This window comes from Nitrospira sp., assembly GCA_029194675.1.
GTDB lineage: Bacteria > Nitrospirota > Nitrospiria > Nitrospirales > Nitrospiraceae > Nitrospira_D.
The window spans coordinates 407,356-426,594 of record JARFXP010000003.1 but is presented as its reverse complement, the minus strand read 5'-3'; the positions used below and the strand labels follow the sequence as shown (position 1 = coordinate 426,594).

Annotated in this window: 19 protein-coding genes; 2 read left to right on the top strand and 17 right to left on the bottom strand. The window is 54.6% G+C overall.

What is annotated here, in order from left to right:
• Nucleotides 1–48 precede the first annotated feature (48 nt).
• A complete protein-coding gene (locus P0120_16960; GenBank protein ID MDF0676001.1) occupies nt 49–2,727 on the bottom strand; it encodes an SUMF1/EgtB/PvdO family nonheme iron enzyme in 2,679 nt (892 codons plus the stop codon).
• Between the two features lie 148 nt (nt 2,728–2,875).
• Between P0120_16960 and P0120_16955 the strand changes: the two genes are divergently transcribed.
• Nucleotides 2,876–3,633 (top strand): IS5 family transposase gene (locus tag P0120_16955; GenBank protein MDF0676000.1). Its coding sequence is split into 2 segments (ribosomal slippage): nt 2,876–3,205 and nt 3,208–3,633, totalling 756 coding nucleotides; the frame shifts between segments, so codons are not numbered across the junction.
• Between the two features lie 405 nt (nt 3,634–4,038).
• Here the strand turns inward: P0120_16955 and P0120_16950 are convergent.
• The 15 genes from P0120_16950 to P0120_16880 all read right to left on the bottom strand — a co-directional run bounded on the left by P0120_16950 (nt 4,039) and on the right by P0120_16880 (nt 17,836).
• Nucleotides 4,039–4,701, bottom strand: coding sequence for a hypothetical protein (locus P0120_16950; GenBank protein MDF0675999.1), 663 nt, complete (start codon nt 4,699–4,701; stop codon nt 4,039–4,041).
• A 42-nt stretch (nt 4,702–4,743) separates the two neighbouring features.
• Nucleotides 4,744–5,253: a hypothetical protein gene (locus tag P0120_16945; protein ID MDF0675998.1), complete on the bottom strand. Its 510-nt coding sequence runs from the start codon at nt 5,251–5,253 to the stop codon at nt 4,744–4,746.
• Between the two features lie 298 nt (nt 5,254–5,551).
• Nucleotides 5,552–6,817, bottom strand: coding sequence for a pitrilysin family protein (locus P0120_16940; protein MDF0675997.1), 1,266 nt, complete (start codon nt 6,815–6,817; stop codon nt 5,552–5,554).
• Nucleotides 6,818–6,820: 3 nt separating this feature from the next.
• The gene (pnp, locus tag P0120_16935; protein ID MDF0675996.1) at nt 6,821–8,938 is read right to left on the bottom strand and encodes a polyribonucleotide nucleotidyltransferase; all 2,118 of its coding nucleotides are present in this window, start codon (nt 8,936–8,938) and stop codon (nt 6,821–6,823) included.
• Nucleotides 8,939–9,151: 213 nt separating this feature from the next.
• The gene (rpsO, locus tag P0120_16930) at nt 9,152–9,421 is read right to left on the bottom strand and encodes a 30S ribosomal protein S15 (GenBank protein MDF0675995.1); all 270 of its coding nucleotides are present in this window, start codon (nt 9,419–9,421) and stop codon (nt 9,152–9,154) included.
• 16 nt (nt 9,422–9,437) lie between these two features.
• On the bottom strand, nt 9,438–10,388 hold the full coding sequence (gene truB / locus P0120_16925) for a tRNA pseudouridine(55) synthase TruB (protein MDF0675994.1): 951 nt from the start codon (nt 10,386–10,388) through the stop codon (nt 9,438–9,440).
• A gap of 4 nt (nt 10,389–10,392) precedes the next feature.
• The gene (rbfA, locus tag P0120_16920) at nt 10,393–10,803 is read right to left on the bottom strand and encodes a 30S ribosome-binding factor RbfA (protein ID MDF0675993.1); all 411 of its coding nucleotides are present in this window, start codon (nt 10,801–10,803) and stop codon (nt 10,393–10,395) included.
• Between the two features lie 180 nt (nt 10,804–10,983).
• On the bottom strand, nt 10,984–11,265 hold the full coding sequence (locus P0120_16915; protein MDF0675992.1) for a DUF503 domain-containing protein: 282 nt from the start codon (nt 11,263–11,265) through the stop codon (nt 10,984–10,986).
• A 105-nt stretch (nt 11,266–11,370) separates the two neighbouring features.
• Nucleotides 11,371–13,941, bottom strand: coding sequence for a translation initiation factor IF-2 (gene infB / locus P0120_16910; GenBank protein MDF0675991.1), 2,571 nt, complete (start codon nt 13,939–13,941; stop codon nt 11,371–11,373).
• Nucleotides 13,942–13,957: 16 nt separating this feature from the next.
• Entirely contained in the window at nt 13,958–15,109 is a 1,152-nt protein-coding gene (gene nusA, locus P0120_16905; protein ID MDF0675990.1) for a transcription termination factor NusA, read from the bottom strand.
• A 53-nt stretch (nt 15,110–15,162) separates the two neighbouring features.
• On the bottom strand, nt 15,163–15,669 hold the full coding sequence (locus tag P0120_16900; protein MDF0675989.1) for a ribosome maturation factor RimP: 507 nt from the start codon (nt 15,667–15,669) through the stop codon (nt 15,163–15,165).
• Nucleotides 15,670–15,748: 79 nt separating this feature from the next.
• Nucleotides 15,749–16,588: a D-amino-acid transaminase gene (gene dat / locus P0120_16895; protein ID MDF0675988.1), complete on the bottom strand. Its 840-nt coding sequence runs from the start codon at nt 16,586–16,588 to the stop codon at nt 15,749–15,751.
• 4 nt (nt 16,589–16,592) lie between these two features.
• The gene (locus P0120_16890) at nt 16,593–16,931 is read right to left on the bottom strand and encodes a protease inhibitor I42 family protein (GenBank protein ID MDF0675987.1); all 339 of its coding nucleotides are present in this window, start codon (nt 16,929–16,931) and stop codon (nt 16,593–16,595) included.
• A gap of 54 nt (nt 16,932–16,985) precedes the next feature.
• Nucleotides 16,986–17,303, bottom strand: a complete 318-nt coding sequence (locus P0120_16885) for a Rieske 2Fe-2S domain-containing protein (protein ID MDF0675986.1) — start codon at nt 17,301–17,303, stop codon at nt 16,986–16,988.
• A gap of 32 nt (nt 17,304–17,335) precedes the next feature.
• The gene (locus tag P0120_16880; GenBank protein MDF0675985.1) at nt 17,336–17,836 is read right to left on the bottom strand and encodes a DUF192 domain-containing protein; all 501 of its coding nucleotides are present in this window, start codon (nt 17,834–17,836) and stop codon (nt 17,336–17,338) included.
• A gap of 254 nt (nt 17,837–18,090) precedes the next feature.
• On the opposite strand from P0120_16880, the gene P0120_16875 reads away from it, so the two are divergent.
• A complete protein-coding gene (locus P0120_16875; protein ID MDF0675984.1) occupies nt 18,091–18,438 on the top strand; it encodes a YfhL family 4Fe-4S dicluster ferredoxin in 348 nt (115 codons plus the stop codon).
• A 140-nt stretch (nt 18,439–18,578) separates the two neighbouring features.
• Here the strand turns inward: P0120_16875 and P0120_16870 are convergent, their stop codons facing one another.
• Nucleotides 18,579–19,055, bottom strand: a complete 477-nt coding sequence (locus tag P0120_16870) for a hypothetical protein (protein MDF0675983.1) — start codon at nt 19,053–19,055, stop codon at nt 18,579–18,581.
• Nucleotides 19,056–19,239 lie beyond the last annotated feature (184 nt).

Here is a 19,239-nt window from a genome sequence, read left to right as displayed (position 1 = left end):
TCGCCCGGCGGAATCGGAGGCAAAGGGTCAAAGCGCAAAGTGTAAGTGTTAGGGAATGTCCTGGACGAGCCGAAAGCCAAGGCCGCCGCCTCGGGCAACAACATCGTCCCTGTCATCCCGGTACGACGCAAGGAGGTACTCCGGTCTGCTGTCCCAGGAACCGCCACGCAGCACGCGCTCGCCGCCCTTGTCAATACGTACCGCCTCCGGACCTTCGGGATTCTCGTACTTATTCTGGCACCATTCCCACACGTTTCCAGCCATGTCGTAAATACCCTGTGTTGTAGCTCCAGCTGGGTATATGCCCACAGCTGTCGTCCGGCTCAGTCGGCTGTCCCAGCTATTACAGCGAAACCCATCCCATCCACCTTCCCACGGGTACTTACGCTGCGGATCTCCGCCTGTTGCGGCCTGCTGCCATTCCCACTCCGTTGGAAGATGAATACTCTTGCCGGTCTTAGCACTGAGCCACCGGCAAAAGGCGACGGCTTCATACCAGGAGACGGTCTCTCGCGGTGCATTGGTCTCCTTCCATGTCGTCACACGAGCCTTCTCGCTCGGTTCGATGTTATTCCACCATTGCTTATTTCGGTAGCCATCCTGTGCACTGATAAACGCCTCGAATTGCAGGTTGGTTACGGGATATTTGGCGATCCGGAAGGTTTTGACCTCGAACACCTGGTCGATCTCCTCCAATATAATGCTGCCTCCAGGGATATCGATCCACACGATGTCAGGTAGACCATCCTTCAGACCGACCCCATCCCGCGTGTCGCCAAACTCACACAACTTTTGACCGATCAGAAGACGGTCTTCATGTGACAGTGCCGCATCATCGAGCCGCTCAATCAACATCTTCTGTGGGTGGATCATTGTATACAGCTGAGCAGAAGGCATTCTCTTGAATCGTGTCAACGCACGTTCGACTGCTTCGGCCCTCTCTTTGCGCCACACTTCTTCGAGATGACAGCCCGTCTCGTACCATCGTCGCGCTGCCTCCTCTACATAATCAATCAGCCGCAAGTCGGCACTACTACTATCGATCCAGTCTTTGAGCTTAGGCCAGGCTGAAAACAGCTTTTCATGGGCAACCTCAACCATGGCCTCACTCCCTTCACCACCTTTGACCAGGATTCGGCATTTTGGGCCTGCCAGCGTTTCGATCAGTTGATTCGCGGGCGCGTCTGACCTGAAGACCATGAGACTCACGCGTCTACGAGTCGGCGGGCGCTCGCGTTCAAGGTGTACGAGCTGAGCGAACACTTTGTCGAAGGCATTCCTTGCTTCCTCACCTAATTCGGTCATCACCCGATCTGCCCGCTGGCTAATGGCACCGGCAAGGCCGCCCATTTCATCGTAGGCCCGTTCAGTCAGTTCCTTCCCCGCTCGTTTATCGAAGAGCTGCCATAATGCAAACGCTAAGAGCGGTAAGTTACCCAGCTCGTGGCCAGCTTCATCTGTAACACGGCGGACCAGCTTTTCCGACAGAGAAAGCCCTGCACATTGCGCCGGTCTGAGAATCATTTCACGAACACTGCCTGCATCAATGGGGCCAATCCCAATATGCCCTTGCCCGTTGAGCATTCTCAACAAATCGGGCTGTTCATGACAATGGTGCAAGAAATCACTCCGGATCGTCGCGATGATACGTAGGGGGGCATCCTGCGTAGTGCGATAAAGAGCTGAGAGAAAACTATGGGATTGTGCCCGATCCTGCCCTGTAAACAATTCTTCCATCTGATCAAGGAACAACACGAGTTCAGCATTCTTGAAACATTTCGACGCGATTTCTCCAAAAATCTGTGGCAGATGATTGGGCTGGCTCAGCAGTTGTTCGCTCACGGTGTAAGCATCTACTCCCGCCTGCTCGGCATACCCATGCAGCGGCCGCATCAGTGCATCAAAGGGATGGCGACCCCGACTCGGCACCATGCGCGCACTGTGATATCCAGGACCTTCGTTGGCTACGGTCGTCTCAATTTTCGGCAACACACCAGCGTCCACGAGGGAGGATTTCCCAGTGCCCGACGCCCCGCTGATGATCAGGAAGCGCCCCTCAGGAGATCGCAACCGGTCAAGAACGTCATGGATCTCCGCCTCGCGACCAAAGAACACGGGCGCGTACTTGCGGGTGAAGTGCATCAGTCCGGGATAAGGCGAGCCATTTTTCTTGATATCCCAGGTGATGGCCGTGGGAGTCGGCGTTTGTGGTGTGCTCGATGATGCTGGTGTCCTGTGCGCCGCCAGATAGCTTGCCACCGCAGCCTGGACCAGACTCGCCAGCTGGTAGGGTGCTGAGAAGAAGCTCGCCGTCTGCTCACGACCCAATTCGTCACGCAACCGCTTGATGTGCTTTCCAGCGTCACCATCGCCGGTGAACGCATCCATCAGGGTGGCTGGGAACCCAGACGCCTTTGGATCGGCGAGAAACGTCAAACAAGGTTTTTTATGATGCTGTGCATGGCGAAGCTCCAATTCGGTAATCGATAAGCCCTTTGGGTTGTTGTGCTCAGATGGCGGAACATACCCATAGCGAAATGCAAAAAGCCCGACATAGATATCGGCTTGCTCCACATCCCGAAGGCATTTGTCCGCCGGCCGCTGATCAGTCGCCACATAGTCTTCCATGGCGATGACGCGATACTCGCTTTGGCGGAGTGCATGCACTACCGCAGATCGGAAGTCCTTGAGGTCTTCGTAGGTGGAGGAGAGATAGATCGTTGCCATAGGTCTTATTAACAACCGCAGCAATACCAATACCTGCCATGCAAAAACCAGAACGCACTAAGGCGTGTCATCAATTAATTTTCTGGGTTCACAGAGCCATAATGTTGTGATTCACTCATCCACAGGCCGAGGGAGGGGCCTGCGGATGGTGAGACGATACGGGTTGCGTGATGACCAATGGGAGAAGATCGAGAAACTGCTGCCAGGGCGTGAAGGCGCAGTGGGTGTGACAGCGAAAGACAACCGACTGTTTGTGGAGGCTGTTTTGTACCGTTACCGTGCCGGGATCCCATGGCGGGATCTGCCGGAGCGGTTCGGGGATTTCCGGGTGATCCACACGCGTCATACGCGCTGGAGCAAGGGCGGTGTCTGGAAGCAGGTGTTCGAGCGTCTGGCCGATGATCCCGACAACGGATACGCCATGATCGATTCAACGATCGTCCGTGCTCACCAGCACAGTGCGGGCGCAAAAGGGGGCATCGCGAACAGGAAGCGATCGGACGCAGCAAAGGAGGATTGACCACGAAAATCCACGCCACCTGCGATGCGCTGGGCAATCCCACGAGTTTTCATCTCACACCAGGCCAGGCGCATGACCTTGATGGGGCCGATGCCCTTCTTCCCGGCATCGACGCCGACACGATCCTCGCCGACAAGGCGTTTGACGCCGATGAACGGATAATCCAGCCGTTGCAACAAGCGGGCAAGAATATCGTCATCCCGCCAAAATCCAACAGAACAACCACCCGAGCATACGATAAAGCCCTGTACAGGGCACGGCACCTGATCGAGAACTTTTTTGCCAGACTCAAACAATTCCGCGCGATTGCTACACGCTACGACAAACGCGCGGCCAACTTCCTTGGCGCAATCTATCTCGCTGCCTCCATCACATGGCTTAATTGATGACAGGCCCTAGCGCGACTTAGGCGAAGTCCATGACCACACAGTGAAAGGAGACAGGATGATGACGTAGAGTCAACGGCGATGGGGAGGGTGATCGCCATGATCGGTATCGAACTAACAGGCTGCGGAAAAACTCGATTTCTGTGCTTCGACAGGCTCAGCACGAACGGAAAACCTCAGTATATTCAATGACCGCTCCGTTCGTCCTGAGGCTCTCGTAAGGATGAACGGAGGGTTTTTCCGCAGCCTGCTAGATACAGAACTGTATCCGTAGAGATACCATAGGTAGGACATTCCATGCTAGTCTGCGCACTGCATGACGGCATGGCTTCCTGCGTAGGCCGGTGAAAATAAAACGGGCGGCGTCCCTTTCGGGAGGCCGCCCGTTTGCACCTGGGATAGCCTTCAGTGCGGACGATTATACTGTGCGGTCCATGGAACGAGACCGCCGAGAGTTTTTCCTCCTGGAAGCATCACATCGTATTGCATACCGACGTTACTCCCATCGGGAGAAACCGGCGAAGAGTTGAGATCTTGCTTGGCTGCTGCGCAAGCCTTATCGTATTCACTCTTCCCGGTACAATCCTTGAGACGAAGCCCGGACATGCTCACAGGCTTACCCATTGAACCAGACACCTCAGGAATCTTCTTCACGGATGAAATCACCCGATGATTCTGTTCAATCTCTGTGACAACGAATTCAATCAAGTCGGTCGTGCTGCCTGGAGGAACTTCTTTTGCTGCTGCCGGTCCGGCATGAGACCGGCCCATCTTCTTCAACTCTTGCCAGGCGGACTTATCGGCATAGAACTTCACATTTTTACCCGGATGAACTTTTTGCCAGAACAAGCCGCTCTCGGCATTCCCGCCGAATACGGCGATGTTGATCCACACCGCTTCATCATATGGATCAAGCACGATCACCCGACCTTGAAGTGTGGTCGGTTTGCTCATATCGCCCCACTCGAATCGCTCTTGAAATGATTCAATGGCCGAGGCAGTCGAACCCATACCGACGACGAGCGCAACGGCTGCCAGAACGGCTGCACCTCGCTTCTGCAAGATCATGATCGAGTCCTCCTTCAACAACATCTTCGACATTGACAGTGACTAGTCCTTGATCACCTTGAAGCCGGTGATGGTTCTGCCGTCCAGCGTGATCTCCATGGCGACCAATTCTTGAGAGGCCTTGATGATTTGATCCATCAGGGCCTTATCTTTGACCATAAGACGGACCGTCGTGGCGGTATACCAGCCTGAATAGGTAGAATTTTTCTCACTACCTCCGGTAAAACCCCAAGCGCAACAACTGAACAATGGATCAGGCGGCTTCACGTCAAACGTCGTCGATGATCGGCCCGCAGGTGTGCCGGATCCCGGCTCTCCAGTATTCCAATATTGAATCCCGAACAGGAGTTCTCCGTCCGGGTTATCCGCCCACTGCGACCAGACACGACCTTGCAGCGTCTTGGCAGCGGTTTCGGCCTTCAGCGGTTTTCCCCCAACCACCGCATCAGCGAGGCCTAAATGCTCTATGTCGGCAGCTAGGGAGATCCCGGCCGCTAGCAAGCCGAATCCCGAAAACACCGTCACGGCAGCTAGAATGACAGCCCTTTTCATACGTTATCCCTCCTTGCATCAAATTTGAGCCCGATATCCTGAGACGTTATCCGTCCTCACTTCTGAAGTCGCTCAATCAAAGCTTGTGCAAAGCTTTTTGGGAATTTACGTTCTTCAATAGCCTCCACCGCAACACGAACGGGAAACTGTCCAACCGGTACCGGAACGGTACTGAAACAGCGATGTCCTGTCAAGGAAATGTTTGCTGAATTCTAATGTAAAGAAACTTGCGTCAGGATGTCAATGAAGAATCCGTCGTGAGATTTCCATGAATTGGTCTCAACTGCATCAACGACGGTTACGAAAAGTTTGCGCTCAACTCCCGCACTTGCCGTGAAGAAAGAGGGCCCAATCCGGTCAACGCGATGCTGTCCTCGACGAACAGGCTCTGTGCGGTTTGAAATACTTGCTGCTCGGTCACGCCGTCGATCTCCATCGTCAGATCCTCCAACGTCGTATGGGTTCCGGCAATCAGCTCATCCTTGGCAAGCTTGTTCATCCGACTATGTGAGCTTTCCAAACTCAGCATGAGACTGCCTTTCATTTGATCCTTCGTGCGTTTGAGTTCGTGACCATCGATACCATGCCTGGCCAGTTTTCGAATTTCACGGCAGACCAAATCCAGGACCCGCTCAACCTCTCGTGCCCGAATTCCAACGTAGACCGTAATGGTGCCGCCATCGGAATAGCCGGACAGAAATGAGTAGATCGAATAGGACAAGCCGCGTTTCTCTCGGACCTCTTGAAAAAGCCGAGAACTGACGCTGCCGCCGAGCACCGCGTTCAGGGCATAGACCGCATAGCGGTCCTTATGACCCGCTGCAACGCCCTCGAATCCCACACAGATGTGAACCTGTTCCAACGGCTTCTGTTTCATCATCACGCCACCCTGGAGTTCAGGAGGCCACCGTTTGCAAGGAATGCTGCTTGAGGACTTGTGATATCCACCAAAGGTGCGAGCCATTGTTTTTTCAAGCTGATATTGATCGAAATTCCCCGCGACCGCCACCACGATTTCTTCCGGGCGGTAATGGGCGTCGATATAGTCGAGAAGATTCGATCGGCTGATCCGGACGATGGTTGATTCTCGCCCCAAGATCGGCCGACTCAAGGGATGTCGCCCCATCACCAACTTGGTATGAAGTTCCTGGACCAGATCCTCCGGGTCATCTTGAACCATACGGACTTCTTCAAGCACCACCTGTTTCTCTTTCTGAATTTCGTTCCGGCCAAGACGAGATCGAAGGAACAGATCCGAAAGCAGATCCAACGCCTGGGGCAAGTGCTGATCCAAGACCTTGACGTAGAACGTCGTCGTTTCACGTGTCGTGAAGGCGTTCATCTCGCCTCCCAACGCGTCGATTTCACGGGAGATCTCCGTGGCCGAACGAGCAACCGTCCCCTTGAAGAACATGTGTTCAATGAAGTGCGAATACCCGGCCTCTGCGGGACTTTCATCACGAGAGCCCGTATTGACCCAGATACCGACCGTCACGGATTTAAGGGTCGGAATGCGCTCAGTGACCAGACGAATTCCGTTATCGAGAATGAGCTTGCGGTACAAGTCTTATCCGCTCGCTGAATCTTTTGCGCCGCTTCCTGTCGGCGCAGGGATGGTTTCCTTCCGGCTGAGCCGGATCTTGCCTTGCTTATCGATCTCCAGCACTTTCACGAGAATCTGATCGCCCTCGGCCACCTCGTCGGATACGGCTTTCACGCGGTGATGCGCCAATTGTGAGATATGCACTAATCCATCCGTACCAGGCAACACTTCCACGAATGCCCCGAAATCCATAATCTTTCTCACCGTACCCATATAGACCTTCCCGACTTCAACTTCCTCAGTCAAGCGGTTGATGATCTCCTGAGCTTTTTTCAACGACACTTCGTCCGCAGAAGCAATGGTCACGACACCGGTATCCTCAACGCTGACTTTGACGCCACAGTCGGCCTGAATCCCCCTGATGGTTTTTCCGCCCTGACCAATAATGTCCCGAATCTTGTCCTGCTTCACCTTCATCGTGTAGATGCGAGGTGCGAACGGCGACAGGTCGGTGCGGGGACCCGCTAGCCCTTTGGACATGCGGTCGAGAATGTGGAGGCGACCCATGCGGGCCTGCTCCAAGGCCTGTTGCATCAAGGACGTGGTAATGCCGCCGATCTTAATGTCCATTTGAAGCGCCGTCACGCCGTTCTTGGTCCCGCATACCTTGAAGTCCATATCGCCCAGATGATCTTCAAGGCCGAGGATGTCCGACAAGATAATGACGTCGTCCCCTTCCTTGATCAACCCCATGGCGATGCCGGCGACCGGTTCCTTGATCGGCACTCCGGCGTCCATCATGGCCAGCGTTCCGCCGCATACCGTTGCCATCGATGAAGACCCATTTGATTCCAGAATTTCAGAAACAATCCGTAAGGTGTATGGAAAGACATCCTTGTTCGGAATCACGGGTTTCAACGCCCGTTCAGCCAAGGCTCCATGCCCAACCTCACGCCTTCCTGGGGAGCGGAGCGGCCGCGCCTCACCAACGCTGAAGGGCGGGAAGTTGTAGTGCAGCATAAATGTCCGGGTATACTCCCCTTCCAAGGCGTCAATGCGCTGCTCATCGTCGGTCGTCCCTAGCGTCACCACCGCCAAGCTCTGTGTTTCGCCTCGGGTAAAGATCGCGGAACCATGCGCGCGCGGCAGGGCACCAACCTCGCAGGTGATCGGCCTGATATCGGCAGGGCCGCGCCCGTCGGCGCGCGATCGGTTTTCCAAAATCATCTTCCGGACTTCCGTATATTCCAATTGATGGAACACAATCTTGATATGCCGCTCCCTTGAGGAATCATCCGGCTTCTTCAGCTTTTCAATAGCGTCGGCCAGAATGTGGTCCAACCGCTCCTGTCGTGCGGTCTTATTGGCAATCATGATGGCGTCACGAATCGGTTGTGCAACCAACTCTTTGATCTCGGCTTGCAACGCGGAGGCGATCGACTCCGCAATGACCTCCCGTTTCGCCCTCCCGACCTTCTTGGCCAATTCAGCGATCTTCTGGACGATTTTCTTGATCTCAGCGTGAGCCAATTCCAGGGCCTCGAGCATCGTTTGCTCGGATAATTCGTCGGCGCCCGCCTCCACCATCATCACGGCATCCGCTGTCCCTGCCACCACCAGATGCAGCTCGCTCTGCTCCATGGTTTCGAGGTCAGGATTGACGACAAGCCGGCCGTTGACCCGACCGATCCTCACCCCGGCGACGGGTCCGTTGAAAGGAATGTTCGACACTGCGAGCGCGGCTGATGCCGCCGTGATGCCGATAATATCGGAAGAACCGGTCTTATCCGCCGAGAGGACCGAGGCAATGACCTGTGTTTCGAAGTAATAGCCTTCCGGAAAGAGTGGACGAAGCGGGCGATCGATCAAGCGACTTGTCAGCACTTCTTTTTCAGCCGGTCGGCCTTCGCGTTTGAAGTACCCCCCGGGGATCTTCCCGGCAGCATAGGCCTTTTCCTGGTAGTCGACGGTCAACGGAAGAAAATCTATGCCCGGCTTGGCAGTTTGCGCGGCCACGGCCGTCGCCAGGACGACTGTGTCACCATACGAGGCCCAAATTGATCCATCAGCTTGTTTTGCAACACGACCGGTTTCGAGGCGGAGGGTCCGACCTGCAATATCGATTTCTACGACCTGTACCATCTATGGTCTCCTCTGGTTAGATCCACAGATGCCCACTGAGATACGCTCAACCGTGGGCGACAAGTTAAAAAGTTCAAGGTCTGAGGCTCCTCAGTAACTTGACAGCTTTTCACTTTCACACTGCGGACTTCGCGTGAGCGCATCTCGGTGTTCATCTGTGGCACAGTCGAACGATGCTATGGCGACGGGAAACGCCGCTGTTAGTACGACCGGTTATTTGCGAATGCCGAGTCGATCGATCACCGCTCGGTAACGCGCGTCATCCACATCGCGGAGATAGTCCAGCAACCGTCGTCTGCGGCCGACCAGTTGCAACAACCCACGTCGCGAGTGGTGATCCTTTTTATGGCTCTTGAAATGCTCGGTGAGATACGTAATCCGGTTGGTCAACACGGCAATCTGCACCTCCGGCGATCCGGAATCCTTGTCATGCTGCTGATATTGCTTGATGAGTTCACTCTTTGCCTCTTTCAGTAATCCCATACCTACTCCTTCCGCATTAATGACTCAAGAGACTCAGGACCTTACGAATTCTAATCGACCCCACGCAGCCGGCATCGTGAGTTCCAATGGCCAACAACTGACCTGCTTCATTCTTCAGACGCACGGAAACAGCGGAGGGAGAAGAGGGCAGTTGCCCAATTCCCGCCGAAAAGATAGGCGAGCCATGCAGGACACGCTGCGCCTGCTCATCGTTCACCACCACCGCCGGGAGTTGGTACAGGAGTTGGTCCAACGGAATGAATTGCTTTCGGAGCGTTCCCGTCGTCAACTGACCGGCGACTTGATCGATCGTCATGGCCTGTTCGATCGACAGTGGTCCTACACGGCGACGTTCGAGAGTATGGAGATGCCCACCTACGCCCAAGGCCTGTCCGATATCGGCGCACAGCGTGCGTACATACGTGCCTTTTGAGCACACAATGTGCAGGACCACGTCGCGATCGTGAAACCCCACGATCTCCAGCTGATGAATCGCAATCGACCGCTCTGCTCGGTGGATCGTTCTTCCTGCTCTCGCCGCTTTGTAAAGCGGTTGTCCGCCGATCTTCACCGCTGAGTACATCGGCGGCAGTTGCTGTTGTACTCCTCTGAATCGAGCGATCACCGCCTGGAGGGCGTCCTCAGACACCTCACAGGGATCGACTCTGGTCAAAACCTGCCCCGTTGCATCCTGGGTGTCGGTCGTTTCGCCCAGGCGCAAGACGGCACGATACTCCTTATCCCAATTGATCAGGTATTCAGCGATTCTTGTGGCCCGCCCGACCAGGATGGGCAAGACACCCGTGGCATGAGGGTCGAGCGTGCCGGCATGACCGACTTTGTTGCCCCCCAATAACCTCCGGATTTTGGCGACGACATCGTGTGAAGACCAGCCGACTTCCTTGTGGACAATGAGAACTCCCTCCAGATTGCCCTCCTGGTCGGTTGTAATGCCTGTCCGGTTCATACCCTTAAGAATCAGCGATCCCCTGCCTGCTGCTTGGAGGGTCTTGGGTTTCCTGTTGTTCAGACGTCCCCTGCAATTCTTCCAATAGCCTCATGACGCGGTCACCACGAGCTCCACTGACATCCTTCTTGAAAATCACATCCGGAAGGTAGCGGAGCGAGAGTCGCCGTCCCAATTCAGACCGCACAAACCCACTAGCTCTTGAGAGACCGGCAAAGATGTCCCGTTCAGCCTCGCCCGTTCCCATGGTCGTGACAAAAACATGAGCGATGCGCAAATCTCCCGTCAGCTCGACATCGGTGACGGTCACGTCACGTACCCGGGGATCCTTGATTTTTCGCATGAGAATATCCGCCACTTCCATCCTGATCTGGTCGGCCACCCGGTCTGCTCTTTTATAGGTCGTCTTCGACATCTTGCTATTCCGACGTTGGCAATCACAAATATCCTGTGGCCCTTAAGAGTAAGACTGCAGAGGATGCTGAAAAAGCCCTTCCAGCAAGGCCGCAATGAGCGAAAGGTCGAGGCGTACGCGGTTGGTACGTTGAGACCTTGAGCGACGCGAGAACGACGCTGGAGGGCTTTTGCAACATCCTTAGAGCAATTCCAATTGGGTTCGGACGACTTCGACTGCGGGCATGCTTTTGATGAGATTCAACGCTTGTTCAATCACCCGGTTCGCGTGACTACCCTCATTCGAGACACAAGCCATTCCAAGGATGGCCTTCTGCCAAAGATCCTGACCGTCCACTTCGGCGACTGAAAGGTTAAACTTGCCTCGAAGCCTGTCCTTGAGCCCATGAAGGACCTGCCGCTTGTCTTTGAGCGATTGACTCCCCGAGATGAATAATTCTACCGTGCATACACCCACGACCATGGCCAGGGTTCAGTTAAAGTAGGCTCTTGAGAGAAACTCTACGATTTCGTTGAACAAGCGTGCCCGGCCTTTGGACAACGGGCCGCACCAAAAATTCTGAGAGTTCTAGAGTTTCGTTGCGATCTTATCGATGGCATAGGCCTCGATGATATCGCCGGCCTTGACATCGTTGAAATTCTCGATGCTCAAGCCACATTCGTATCCCTGCTGCACTTCACGGACATCGTCCTTGAAACGCCGCAACGAAGCGAGTTTACCCTGATAGACCACCACATTGTCACGAATCACGCGTACCCCAGCACTTGACCGAGCGACCGTCCCGTCAATGATATAAGACCCCGCCACGGCTCCGACCTTCGGAATCGTAAATACCTGCCGGACTTCTGCTCGTCCCAACACACGTTCTTTCAGGGTGGGCTCGAGCAATCCTTCCATCGCCGCCTTGATGTCGGCAATGGCGTCATAAATGATCGTGTAGAGCCTGATATCGACACCCTGCTGTTCGGCTAATGAGGTGGCCTTCGGCTCGGGCCTGATATTGAAGCCGATAATGATGGCTCGTGATGCGGCGGCGAGCAGCACATCGGATTCCATGACCCCACCGACTCCGTTATGAATCACACGAAGCTTGACGGCCTCCGTCGACAGCTTTTCAACCGCGCCTGCCAATGCTTCGGACGATCCTTGTACGTCGGCCTTGATGACAATCGCCAATTCCTTCACGGATCCTTCTTGGATCTTCGCGAACAGATCATCCAAGGACACTTTCGAGGGACCGGTCAGCTCTGCCGCCCGTCGCTTTTGAGCTCGTTCTTCCGCTATCTCCCGGGCGACTCTTTCATTGGAGACGACATGGAAGACGTCTCCCGCCGACGGAACGCCGGGCAATCCGATCACTTCCACCGGAATGGACGGCCCTGCCTGCTGCACTTTTTCGCCACGATCATTAATGAGGGCTCGAACACGGCCGCTGAATGTTCCCACGACATATGCGTCCCCCCCTCGTAGCGTCCCGCTCTGAACCAGCACCGTCGCAACAGGGCCTCTCCCGCGCTCAATCTTGGCTTCGATGACGGTGCCTTTGGCCTGTCGGTGTGGATCCGCCTTGAGTTCTAGCACCTCCGCCTGAAGCAAAATCATCTCGAGGAGTGTATCGAGCCCCGTTTTCTGTTTGGCGGATACCTCGACCATAATGGTATCCCCGCCCCATGCCTCGGAGATCAGTCCATGTTCAGAGAGGGCGTTTTTGACCCGATCGGGATTGGCGGTCGGCTTATCGATCTTGTTCATCGCCACGATCAGCGGCACTCCGGCTGCCTTGGCATGGTGGATGGCTTCAATGGTTTGCGGCATCACTCCGTCGTCTGCTGCGACAACCAAAATGACGATGTCCGTGACCTTGGCACCACGAGCTCGCATGGCCGTAAAGGCTTCGTGGCCGGGAGTATCCAGAAACGTCACTTGTTTCCCACGCACCGAGACGGTATAGGCGCCGATATGTTGGGTAATGCCACCGGCTTCCCCTTCCGCCACGTTGGTTTGGCGAATCGCATCGAGCAGGGAAGTTTTTCCGTGATCGACGTGCCCCATGATGGTCACGACCGGCGGTCGAGGTTCCGGCCGTTCATCATCGCCCGTTTCAACGACATCTTGCAGCAACTCGTCCCCCACTTTTTCGACCGATATGTCGACCTTGACTCCAGTTTCCTCTGCGAAAATCGATGCGGCATCCAGGTTCATAGGCTGGTGAAGCGTCAGCATTTGTCCCATGTCCACCAGCTTGCGAACGATGTCCGCCGGCCGTTGACCGATCAACTCGGCGAATTCTTTGACCGTCGTCCGCGGGGTGACTTTCACGCTCTTTCGGCGTGGTTTGGTAATTTCTGCCAGGGTGCTATGGTGTACATGCTTGGATCGGTCATCCCGTCGTTGCAGCGGAATCGCACGAAGGTCTTGCCAGCGGGCGGCGTCCTCACGGAATTTCACATCTTGTTGCTGACCATCTCTGGGGCGACCCGGTTTTCGTACTTTCTTAAGCTTGTCTTTTTGTGCTTCGGCCTCGATGGCCTCGAATGCCATGCTCTTCTTCTTGCCGGTCACCGGTTCCGGAGTCGACACCCCGATTGTTGACGGAGCGACGGTCGGCTTTGCCGGCACCTCCTCCTGCTTCGCAACGAGCGGCACAGGTGCGGGTAGAGAAATCTCGTCCGAAACTTCTTCCGTTGGAAGGTCGCGATCGACTAGTCCACCACTGCTGGGCTGCTCGGCGACTGGAAGCGGTGTCGGCACGGTGATCGAGGGGACGGGCTGCGCCTGACGCTCAGCCTCAACAATCGGAGCTGATGGAATGACCTCGATCGGTTCATCCTCTTTCTTTCGTTTGATCAGTATACGACGCTTGTCCGGCTTGGGCGGTTCTTCGACGACGTGGCTCCTTGCCACCACGACTTTACCGTGACTCGCATGCTCGACCGGCCTTGCACCGGACTCTCCTTCGGTTCCCGTCACATGGCCTTTCGATCTTGAGGCCAGTTTATCCAACGCCCTCTGAACGAGCTCATCGTCGAGCGTACTGCTGTGAGAAGAAACCGATGCTCCCATCTTCTTGAGCTCTGGGATCAGCACTCGATTCTCCATTCCTAACTGCTTCGCGAGTTCGTATACACGCATAGCCATGAGACGGTTCCGCTTTCTATCCGCTCGTTGCTTCCTCGGCTCTGGCAGCCTGCCGAGCTTCTTCTTGCAATCGCTGAGCCTCGGCTTCCTCTGCGAGCGCGGCTTTAATTTCTTTATCGCGTTCTACTTTTTCTTTTTCGTATTCCGTTGCGCTGATGATATCGATCTTCCATCCCGTCAAACGAGCCGCAAGCCGGACATTCTGACCGTTTTTGCCGATGGCCAACGACAATTGCGAGTCGGCGGCGACCACGAGCGCCGACTTCTTCTCTTCGTCGATCCCTACCTTTTCAATCGTCGCAGGATTCAAGGCTTCGGCAATAAAGACTCGCGGGTCCTGAGTCCAGGTGATGATGTCGATCTTCTCGCCCCGCAACTCCCGAACGACCGCTTGCACGCGTGAACCCTTAATACCGACACAGGCCCCCACCGGATCCACGGCCTTTTCACGTGACGTGACCGCGATCTTCGTCCGATCTCCCGGCTCTCGAACGACCGATCTGATTTCAATGATCTTTTCCATGACTTCCGGTACTTCGAGTTCAAAGAGCTTCGCCACGAACTGCGGATGGCTACGAGACAGAATGACTTGTACATCCTTCGGCGTACGGCGCACCTCCAGCAACATCGCCTTCACGCGATCGCCGCGCCGGTAGGTTTCACGCGGAATCTGTTCTTGGATCGGCAGGATAGCTTCAGTCTTTCCGAGATCCACAAGGTAATTCCGACGTTCCATTCCGAGAATGATCCCCGTCACGAGATCCCCCTGACGCGTCGAATATTCTTTTTGAACCGCTTCCCATTCCGCCTCACGCACCTTCTGGAAGATGACTTGTTTCGCTGTTTGTGCGGCAATTCTCCCCAATTCGTTCATTTCAATCAACGATCCGATTTCGTCGCCGATCTCCGCTTCACTATCATATTGACGAGCTTCTTGAAGAGAGATTTCCGCTTTGGGATTGCTGACCGTTTCGACGATGATCTTTTTGGAAACGACGGAAATTTCCCCGGTCTTGGGGTCGATTTCCACTTGGATGTTTTCAGCCTGGCCGAAGCGTTTCTTTGCGGCTGTCTGCAGGGCAGATTCAACGGCCCCGATGACTCGGGCCTTGTCGATTCCTTTCTGACGCCCGATTTCGTCGATCACTGAGATCAGTTCTCGGTTCATACAGCACGCTCCTGCATCCGGTTACCGCTTACAATACTCCCACTCTCCGATCCTTAAATTTTCACGACCAGCTTTGCCTCAGCAATCAAGTCTCGATTCAGTCTCACCGTCCGTGACGCCCGCGTCGCGGCCACCGCCAGGACTACGACCTGCTCATCCGCTTGCATCAGCTCCCCGGTGATCCTCCACTGGCCTTCGAGGGGTTGTCGAAGCTTGAGGCTCACCTCTTTTCCAATTGCCCGTTGATAATCTTGAGATCCCTTGAAGGCCCGATCAAGACCCGGGGAAGAGACTTCAAGCGTATAGGCATGAGGGAACGGATCGGCCACGTCGAGGGCCGGTCCTAGGATCTTATGTGCCTGCTCACAGTCTGCGATGCTGACTCCACCTGATTTATCGATCAGAACTCGAACGATCGAGCGAGGACCTTGGCCCACGCACACGACATCGACCAATTCAAGCCCGAGCGTCCATAGGATCGGCGAAATGACTTCGCGCAACCGGTCGGCAACCGGCTGCGGACCATTGCCCGGTATGCTCAACCCATTTCCCTTTGACATGTATCCAAACAAAAAAGTGGGCAGGAGCCCACTTACAGAGGGAGCACCATACCATGCACCTCAGTCCAAAGCAAGAGTACTAGCCGGTCAACAACGCCCAGCGAGCAGCCAGCGTTCTTGTGATAGGACCCGGTTGGCCGGAGCCGATGATTTTCCCATCGATCTGGACAACCCCGAGTACTTCGAGCGTGGTTCCGGTCAGAAAGACCTCATCGGCGCGGTACAGGAGGTCGACCGGTATGAATCGTTCTTCGATCTCCATGTCCTCCTTTTTCGCCAACCCTAACACGACGGTTCGTGTGACGCCGGATAGAATTCTCGGCCCCTCCGGGGCCGTCATGACGACTCCACTTTGAACAGCCATGACATTGCTCAGCGCACCTTCCATGACGAGGCCATCCCTGACCAAGATTGCTTCGAAGACGCCGGCCTTCCTCGCTTCTTCACGGGCAAGGACGTTGGCCAGGAGATTGACGCTTTTGATGTCACAGCGGCCCCATCGAAGATCCTCCCTGGTACATGCGCTTACGCCGGCCCGGCGGACTTCCGGTCCCAGGGAATGAAACTCCCTGATGGTCATCACGACCGTTGGGCGACTCTCCGGTGGAAAACCATGCTCACGGGGAGCCATCCCTCTGGTAAGCTGAATGTAGATCTTTGCATCTTGATATCCGGCCAGACTGAGTCCTTGTTGAATCCACCTGGTCCATTGATCTCTGGTGTACGGTTGGCGAAGCGAGAGTTCTCTTGCGCTCCGGTCCAACCGAGCAAGATGCGCGGCAAGTTCGAACGGGCTTCCTCGATAGGTCCGAATGACTTCGTAGACGGCATCTCCGAATTGGAACCCTCGATCATCGATGGAAATGGTCGCTTCTTCCCAAGCAAGAAAGCGACCGTTGATGAACGCGATATCGGGCATTGGCTCAATTCCTGGATGGCGGCGCTGCCTCTATTCTGAACAAGCGCCGATCTTCGGCAGTAAATTTCCACCCCATGCGCTTTTCAAAAATCAGCTGGTACACCCCTGACTGCACGGCTTTAAATTCGAAGATGCGCTGCCCGTTTTCCACAGCGTTATTGCTCGCGATGCACAGGAACTCATCACTGAGAAGCGCCAGTCCTTTGGTGTCGTAAGACGGCACCCACTGTTCACCTCTGGTGCGATCTTCCCATAGATGGATAAAGAAAGACTGGTCGACCGTGACCTGGCGGCGGTCGCTGCCGTCCAAAGTAGGGTTGTGATCGGTACTGGAAATACTCACGTCGATATCCTGATGCGCGTCGTGAAGACAAGCGGTTTAGTCGGATTTCCTCTTTTATATTTTCCGCCGAGGGCCGATCAGAATATCGTTCCCATCCACCCGGACTTCGTAACTTCCTACACAGTACCCGCCGCCGTCGACACCTTGCCCGTTTCTGATATCGAAGGCCAGATCATGCCAGGGGCAGGCAATGACATACCCTTTGAGTCTTCCCTCAATAAGCGGACCTCCCTCATGGGGACAGCTATTATGGATGGCGTACAACTTTCCCTCGACATTGAACAATGCGATCGGGCGGTCATTGATCTTGACGATCTTTGAGTTTCCCGGAAGCAACTCATCGATCTGGGCAACCTTTTGAAACTCATCCATCGTGCGTATGTCCTCTTGCGATGGCCCAGCCTCTACATCCGAAGGGCAAACTTGAGCTCGTCGCCTTTTGCAACTCCAGTTTTCTGAATGAACCCCGACACTGCCTGTATCACATAGCGAACAGCTTCGAGCGGTGGCCCGAAAAGCAGGCACGGATCTTTGGCACATGGCTCTGCATGTTCCAGCATATACACCACATGATGACTCTCGTCCACCCACAGAATGTCGATCGGGAATCGATATTCCTTGGTTGTCACGCGATGCATTCCGTTTTGCTCAAAGATATAAAGCATGCCGCCGTTTGGAGGCAATGCATCTCGAAAGGCAAGCCCGAAGAGCAACTTCTCCGGCGTGTCCGCCACTTCGGCTTCCAGCTCGACACCACTCGGGAACGTGACGACGATGATGCTCGATTCCTTGCGTTCGACGAGGAAAACCGATGCGCTCATCAGGAGAAGGGCGAGCAAAGCCATCATGATGATCCGCTGTTTCCGCTGTTCTCGATTGTTGGCCGGAGCTCGATCAGATGTCATATGATGACGACCGATGCTTTCTTCTGTGTTGGGCCCAATGGCCCAGGCACAATAATGGCCTAGGTCTTCTAACCAGATTCCGTTCAGTTGACTTAGAAAAGAATCACGGAATAAAATGCATTTCAGCGTTCTTACTCACCATATGTCGGCCGAGGCACTATGGTGTGAGCCGCGTGAACTTGTCAATGTTCTTATAGTCTTTTGATGTGATTTTGACGTGATTGTGATTTTGACGTGATAAGGAGGCTTAGGTCATGGCTTTATTGATTACGGATGAATGCATCTCTTGTGGAGCATGCCTGCCGGAATGTCCGAATGAAGCAATCTTTGAAACAAGAAGCGATGCTGAGACCAAAGGCAATCACGTCGGCGATGGGCAAGGCGTCGGCGATAATATTTACGTAATCGCGCATGATCGCTGCACTGAGTGTGTCGGGCACTTTGATGAACCTCAGTGTGCGGCGGTTTGCCCCGTTGATAATTGTTGTATTTCTGACCCGCTCTATCCTGAAACGACAGACGTGCTTCTGGAAAGGGCGAAGACGTTGAACCCCGATAAAGCAATAGATGCTGCCAAGGTATGGAGCGGGGTTAGAAACTGATCCTGTCCATTGACTTTATTATTTGAGGGCCCTGGGTCCATCGAGAGCCAGGGTCTTTTGTTTTGAGTGATTGTGGGCGCAGAACAAAAAGGCCTCGGTGAGCGTCACCGAGGCCTTTTTACTGTCCGAATCGGAATAACTTACTTGAGCATAAGCAACTTGCCGCCGACATGGGCCGGATGCAAGTGACAACGATATTCGAGGGTATTCCCCGCTGCATAAAACAAATCGCTCGTTGGCACACCGATGTACTTCGTTTCTCCAGGCTTGACCACTAACCTGGTATCCAAGACAAATGGTCCCGATTGATTGACTGCAGCACTCAGCTGAAAGCCATGTTCGGTAGTGGAATTGTTCGTCACTTTTATCAGAACTGGAGCACCAGGACGCGTCTTAAAATCGATGACCGTCGTGGGAGGATACCAAGTCTTCATGTTGCCGATATCCACAGAATAGAACGAAGCATCCACGGTCAGCTCCTTAAACGGCTGTCCGACGACAGAACCGGTTTCCAGATCACCGGTCTCAACACCGCCTGCCTGAAGCGCATACGAACCCGAAACCCCAACCAACACCATTCCGAGGCCTAGAAAGACCGCCCACAATGTCTTGCCCATGACTACCCCCTTGCGAGAAAAGAAGAGATAAATAGAGGCTTGTGAATTATATGTATGATGTCAATCTTGGAGGACGTGCAGGCCTTTGGTAATGTGCCTGCCTTTCGTCTATTGCCTTTGCACCGCTTGTCAACACTCGCCACGTCACGCAATGATCCTTCTGGCCTTATAGCATAGTGCTTAA

Bases quoted from the DNA above. Each gene is read 5' to 3' on its own strand.
- P0120_16960 (MDF0676001.1), bottom strand. From the start codon at position 2,727: ATGGCAACGATCTATCTCTCCTCCACCTACGAAGACCTCAAGGACTTC.
- P0120_16950 (MDF0675999.1), bottom strand. From the start codon at position 4,701: ATGATCTTGCAGAAGCGAGGTGCAGCCGTTCTGGCAGCCGTTGCGCTC.
- P0120_16945 (MDF0675998.1), bottom strand. From the start codon at position 5,253: ATGAAAAGGGCTGTCATTCTAGCTGCCGTGACGGTGTTTTCGGGATTC.
- pnp (MDF0675996.1), bottom strand. From the start codon at position 8,938: ATGGTACAGGTCGTAGAAATCGATATTGCAGGTCGGACCCTCCGCCTC.
- rpsO (MDF0675995.1), bottom strand. From the start codon at position 9,421: ATGGGATTACTGAAAGAGGCAAAGAGTGAACTCATCAAGCAATATCAG.
- truB (MDF0675994.1), bottom strand. From the start codon at position 10,388: ATGAACCGGACAGGCATTACAACCGACCAGGAGGGCAATCTGGAGGGA.
- rbfA (MDF0675993.1), bottom strand. From the start codon at position 10,803: ATGTCGAAGACGACCTATAAAAGAGCAGACCGGGTGGCCGACCAGATC.
- P0120_16915 (MDF0675992.1), bottom strand. From the start codon at position 11,265: ATGGTCGTGGGTGTATGCACGGTAGAATTATTCATCTCGGGGAGTCAA.
- infB (MDF0675991.1), bottom strand. From the start codon at position 13,941: ATGGCTATGCGTGTATACGAACTCGCGAAGCAGTTAGGAATGGAGAAT.
- nusA (MDF0675990.1), bottom strand. From the start codon at position 15,109: ATGAACCGAGAACTGATCTCAGTGATCGACGAAATCGGGCGTCAGAAA.
- P0120_16900 (MDF0675989.1), bottom strand. From the start codon at position 15,669: ATGTCAAAGGGAAATGGGTTGAGCATACCGGGCAATGGTCCGCAGCCG.
- dat (MDF0675988.1), bottom strand. From the start codon at position 16,588: ATGCCCGATATCGCGTTCATCAACGGTCGCTTTCTTGCTTGGGAAGAA.
- P0120_16885 (MDF0675986.1), bottom strand. From the start codon at position 17,303: ATGGATGAGTTTCAAAAGGTTGCCCAGATCGATGAGTTGCTTCCGGGA.
- P0120_16880 (MDF0675985.1), bottom strand. From the start codon at position 17,836: ATGACATCTGATCGAGCTCCGGCCAACAATCGAGAACAGCGGAAACAG.
- P0120_16875 (MDF0675984.1), top strand. From the start codon at position 18,091: ATGGCTTTATTGATTACGGATGAATGCATCTCTTGTGGAGCATGCCTG.
- P0120_16870 (MDF0675983.1), bottom strand. From the start codon at position 19,055: ATGGGCAAGACATTGTGGGCGGTCTTTCTAGGCCTCGGAATGGTGTTG.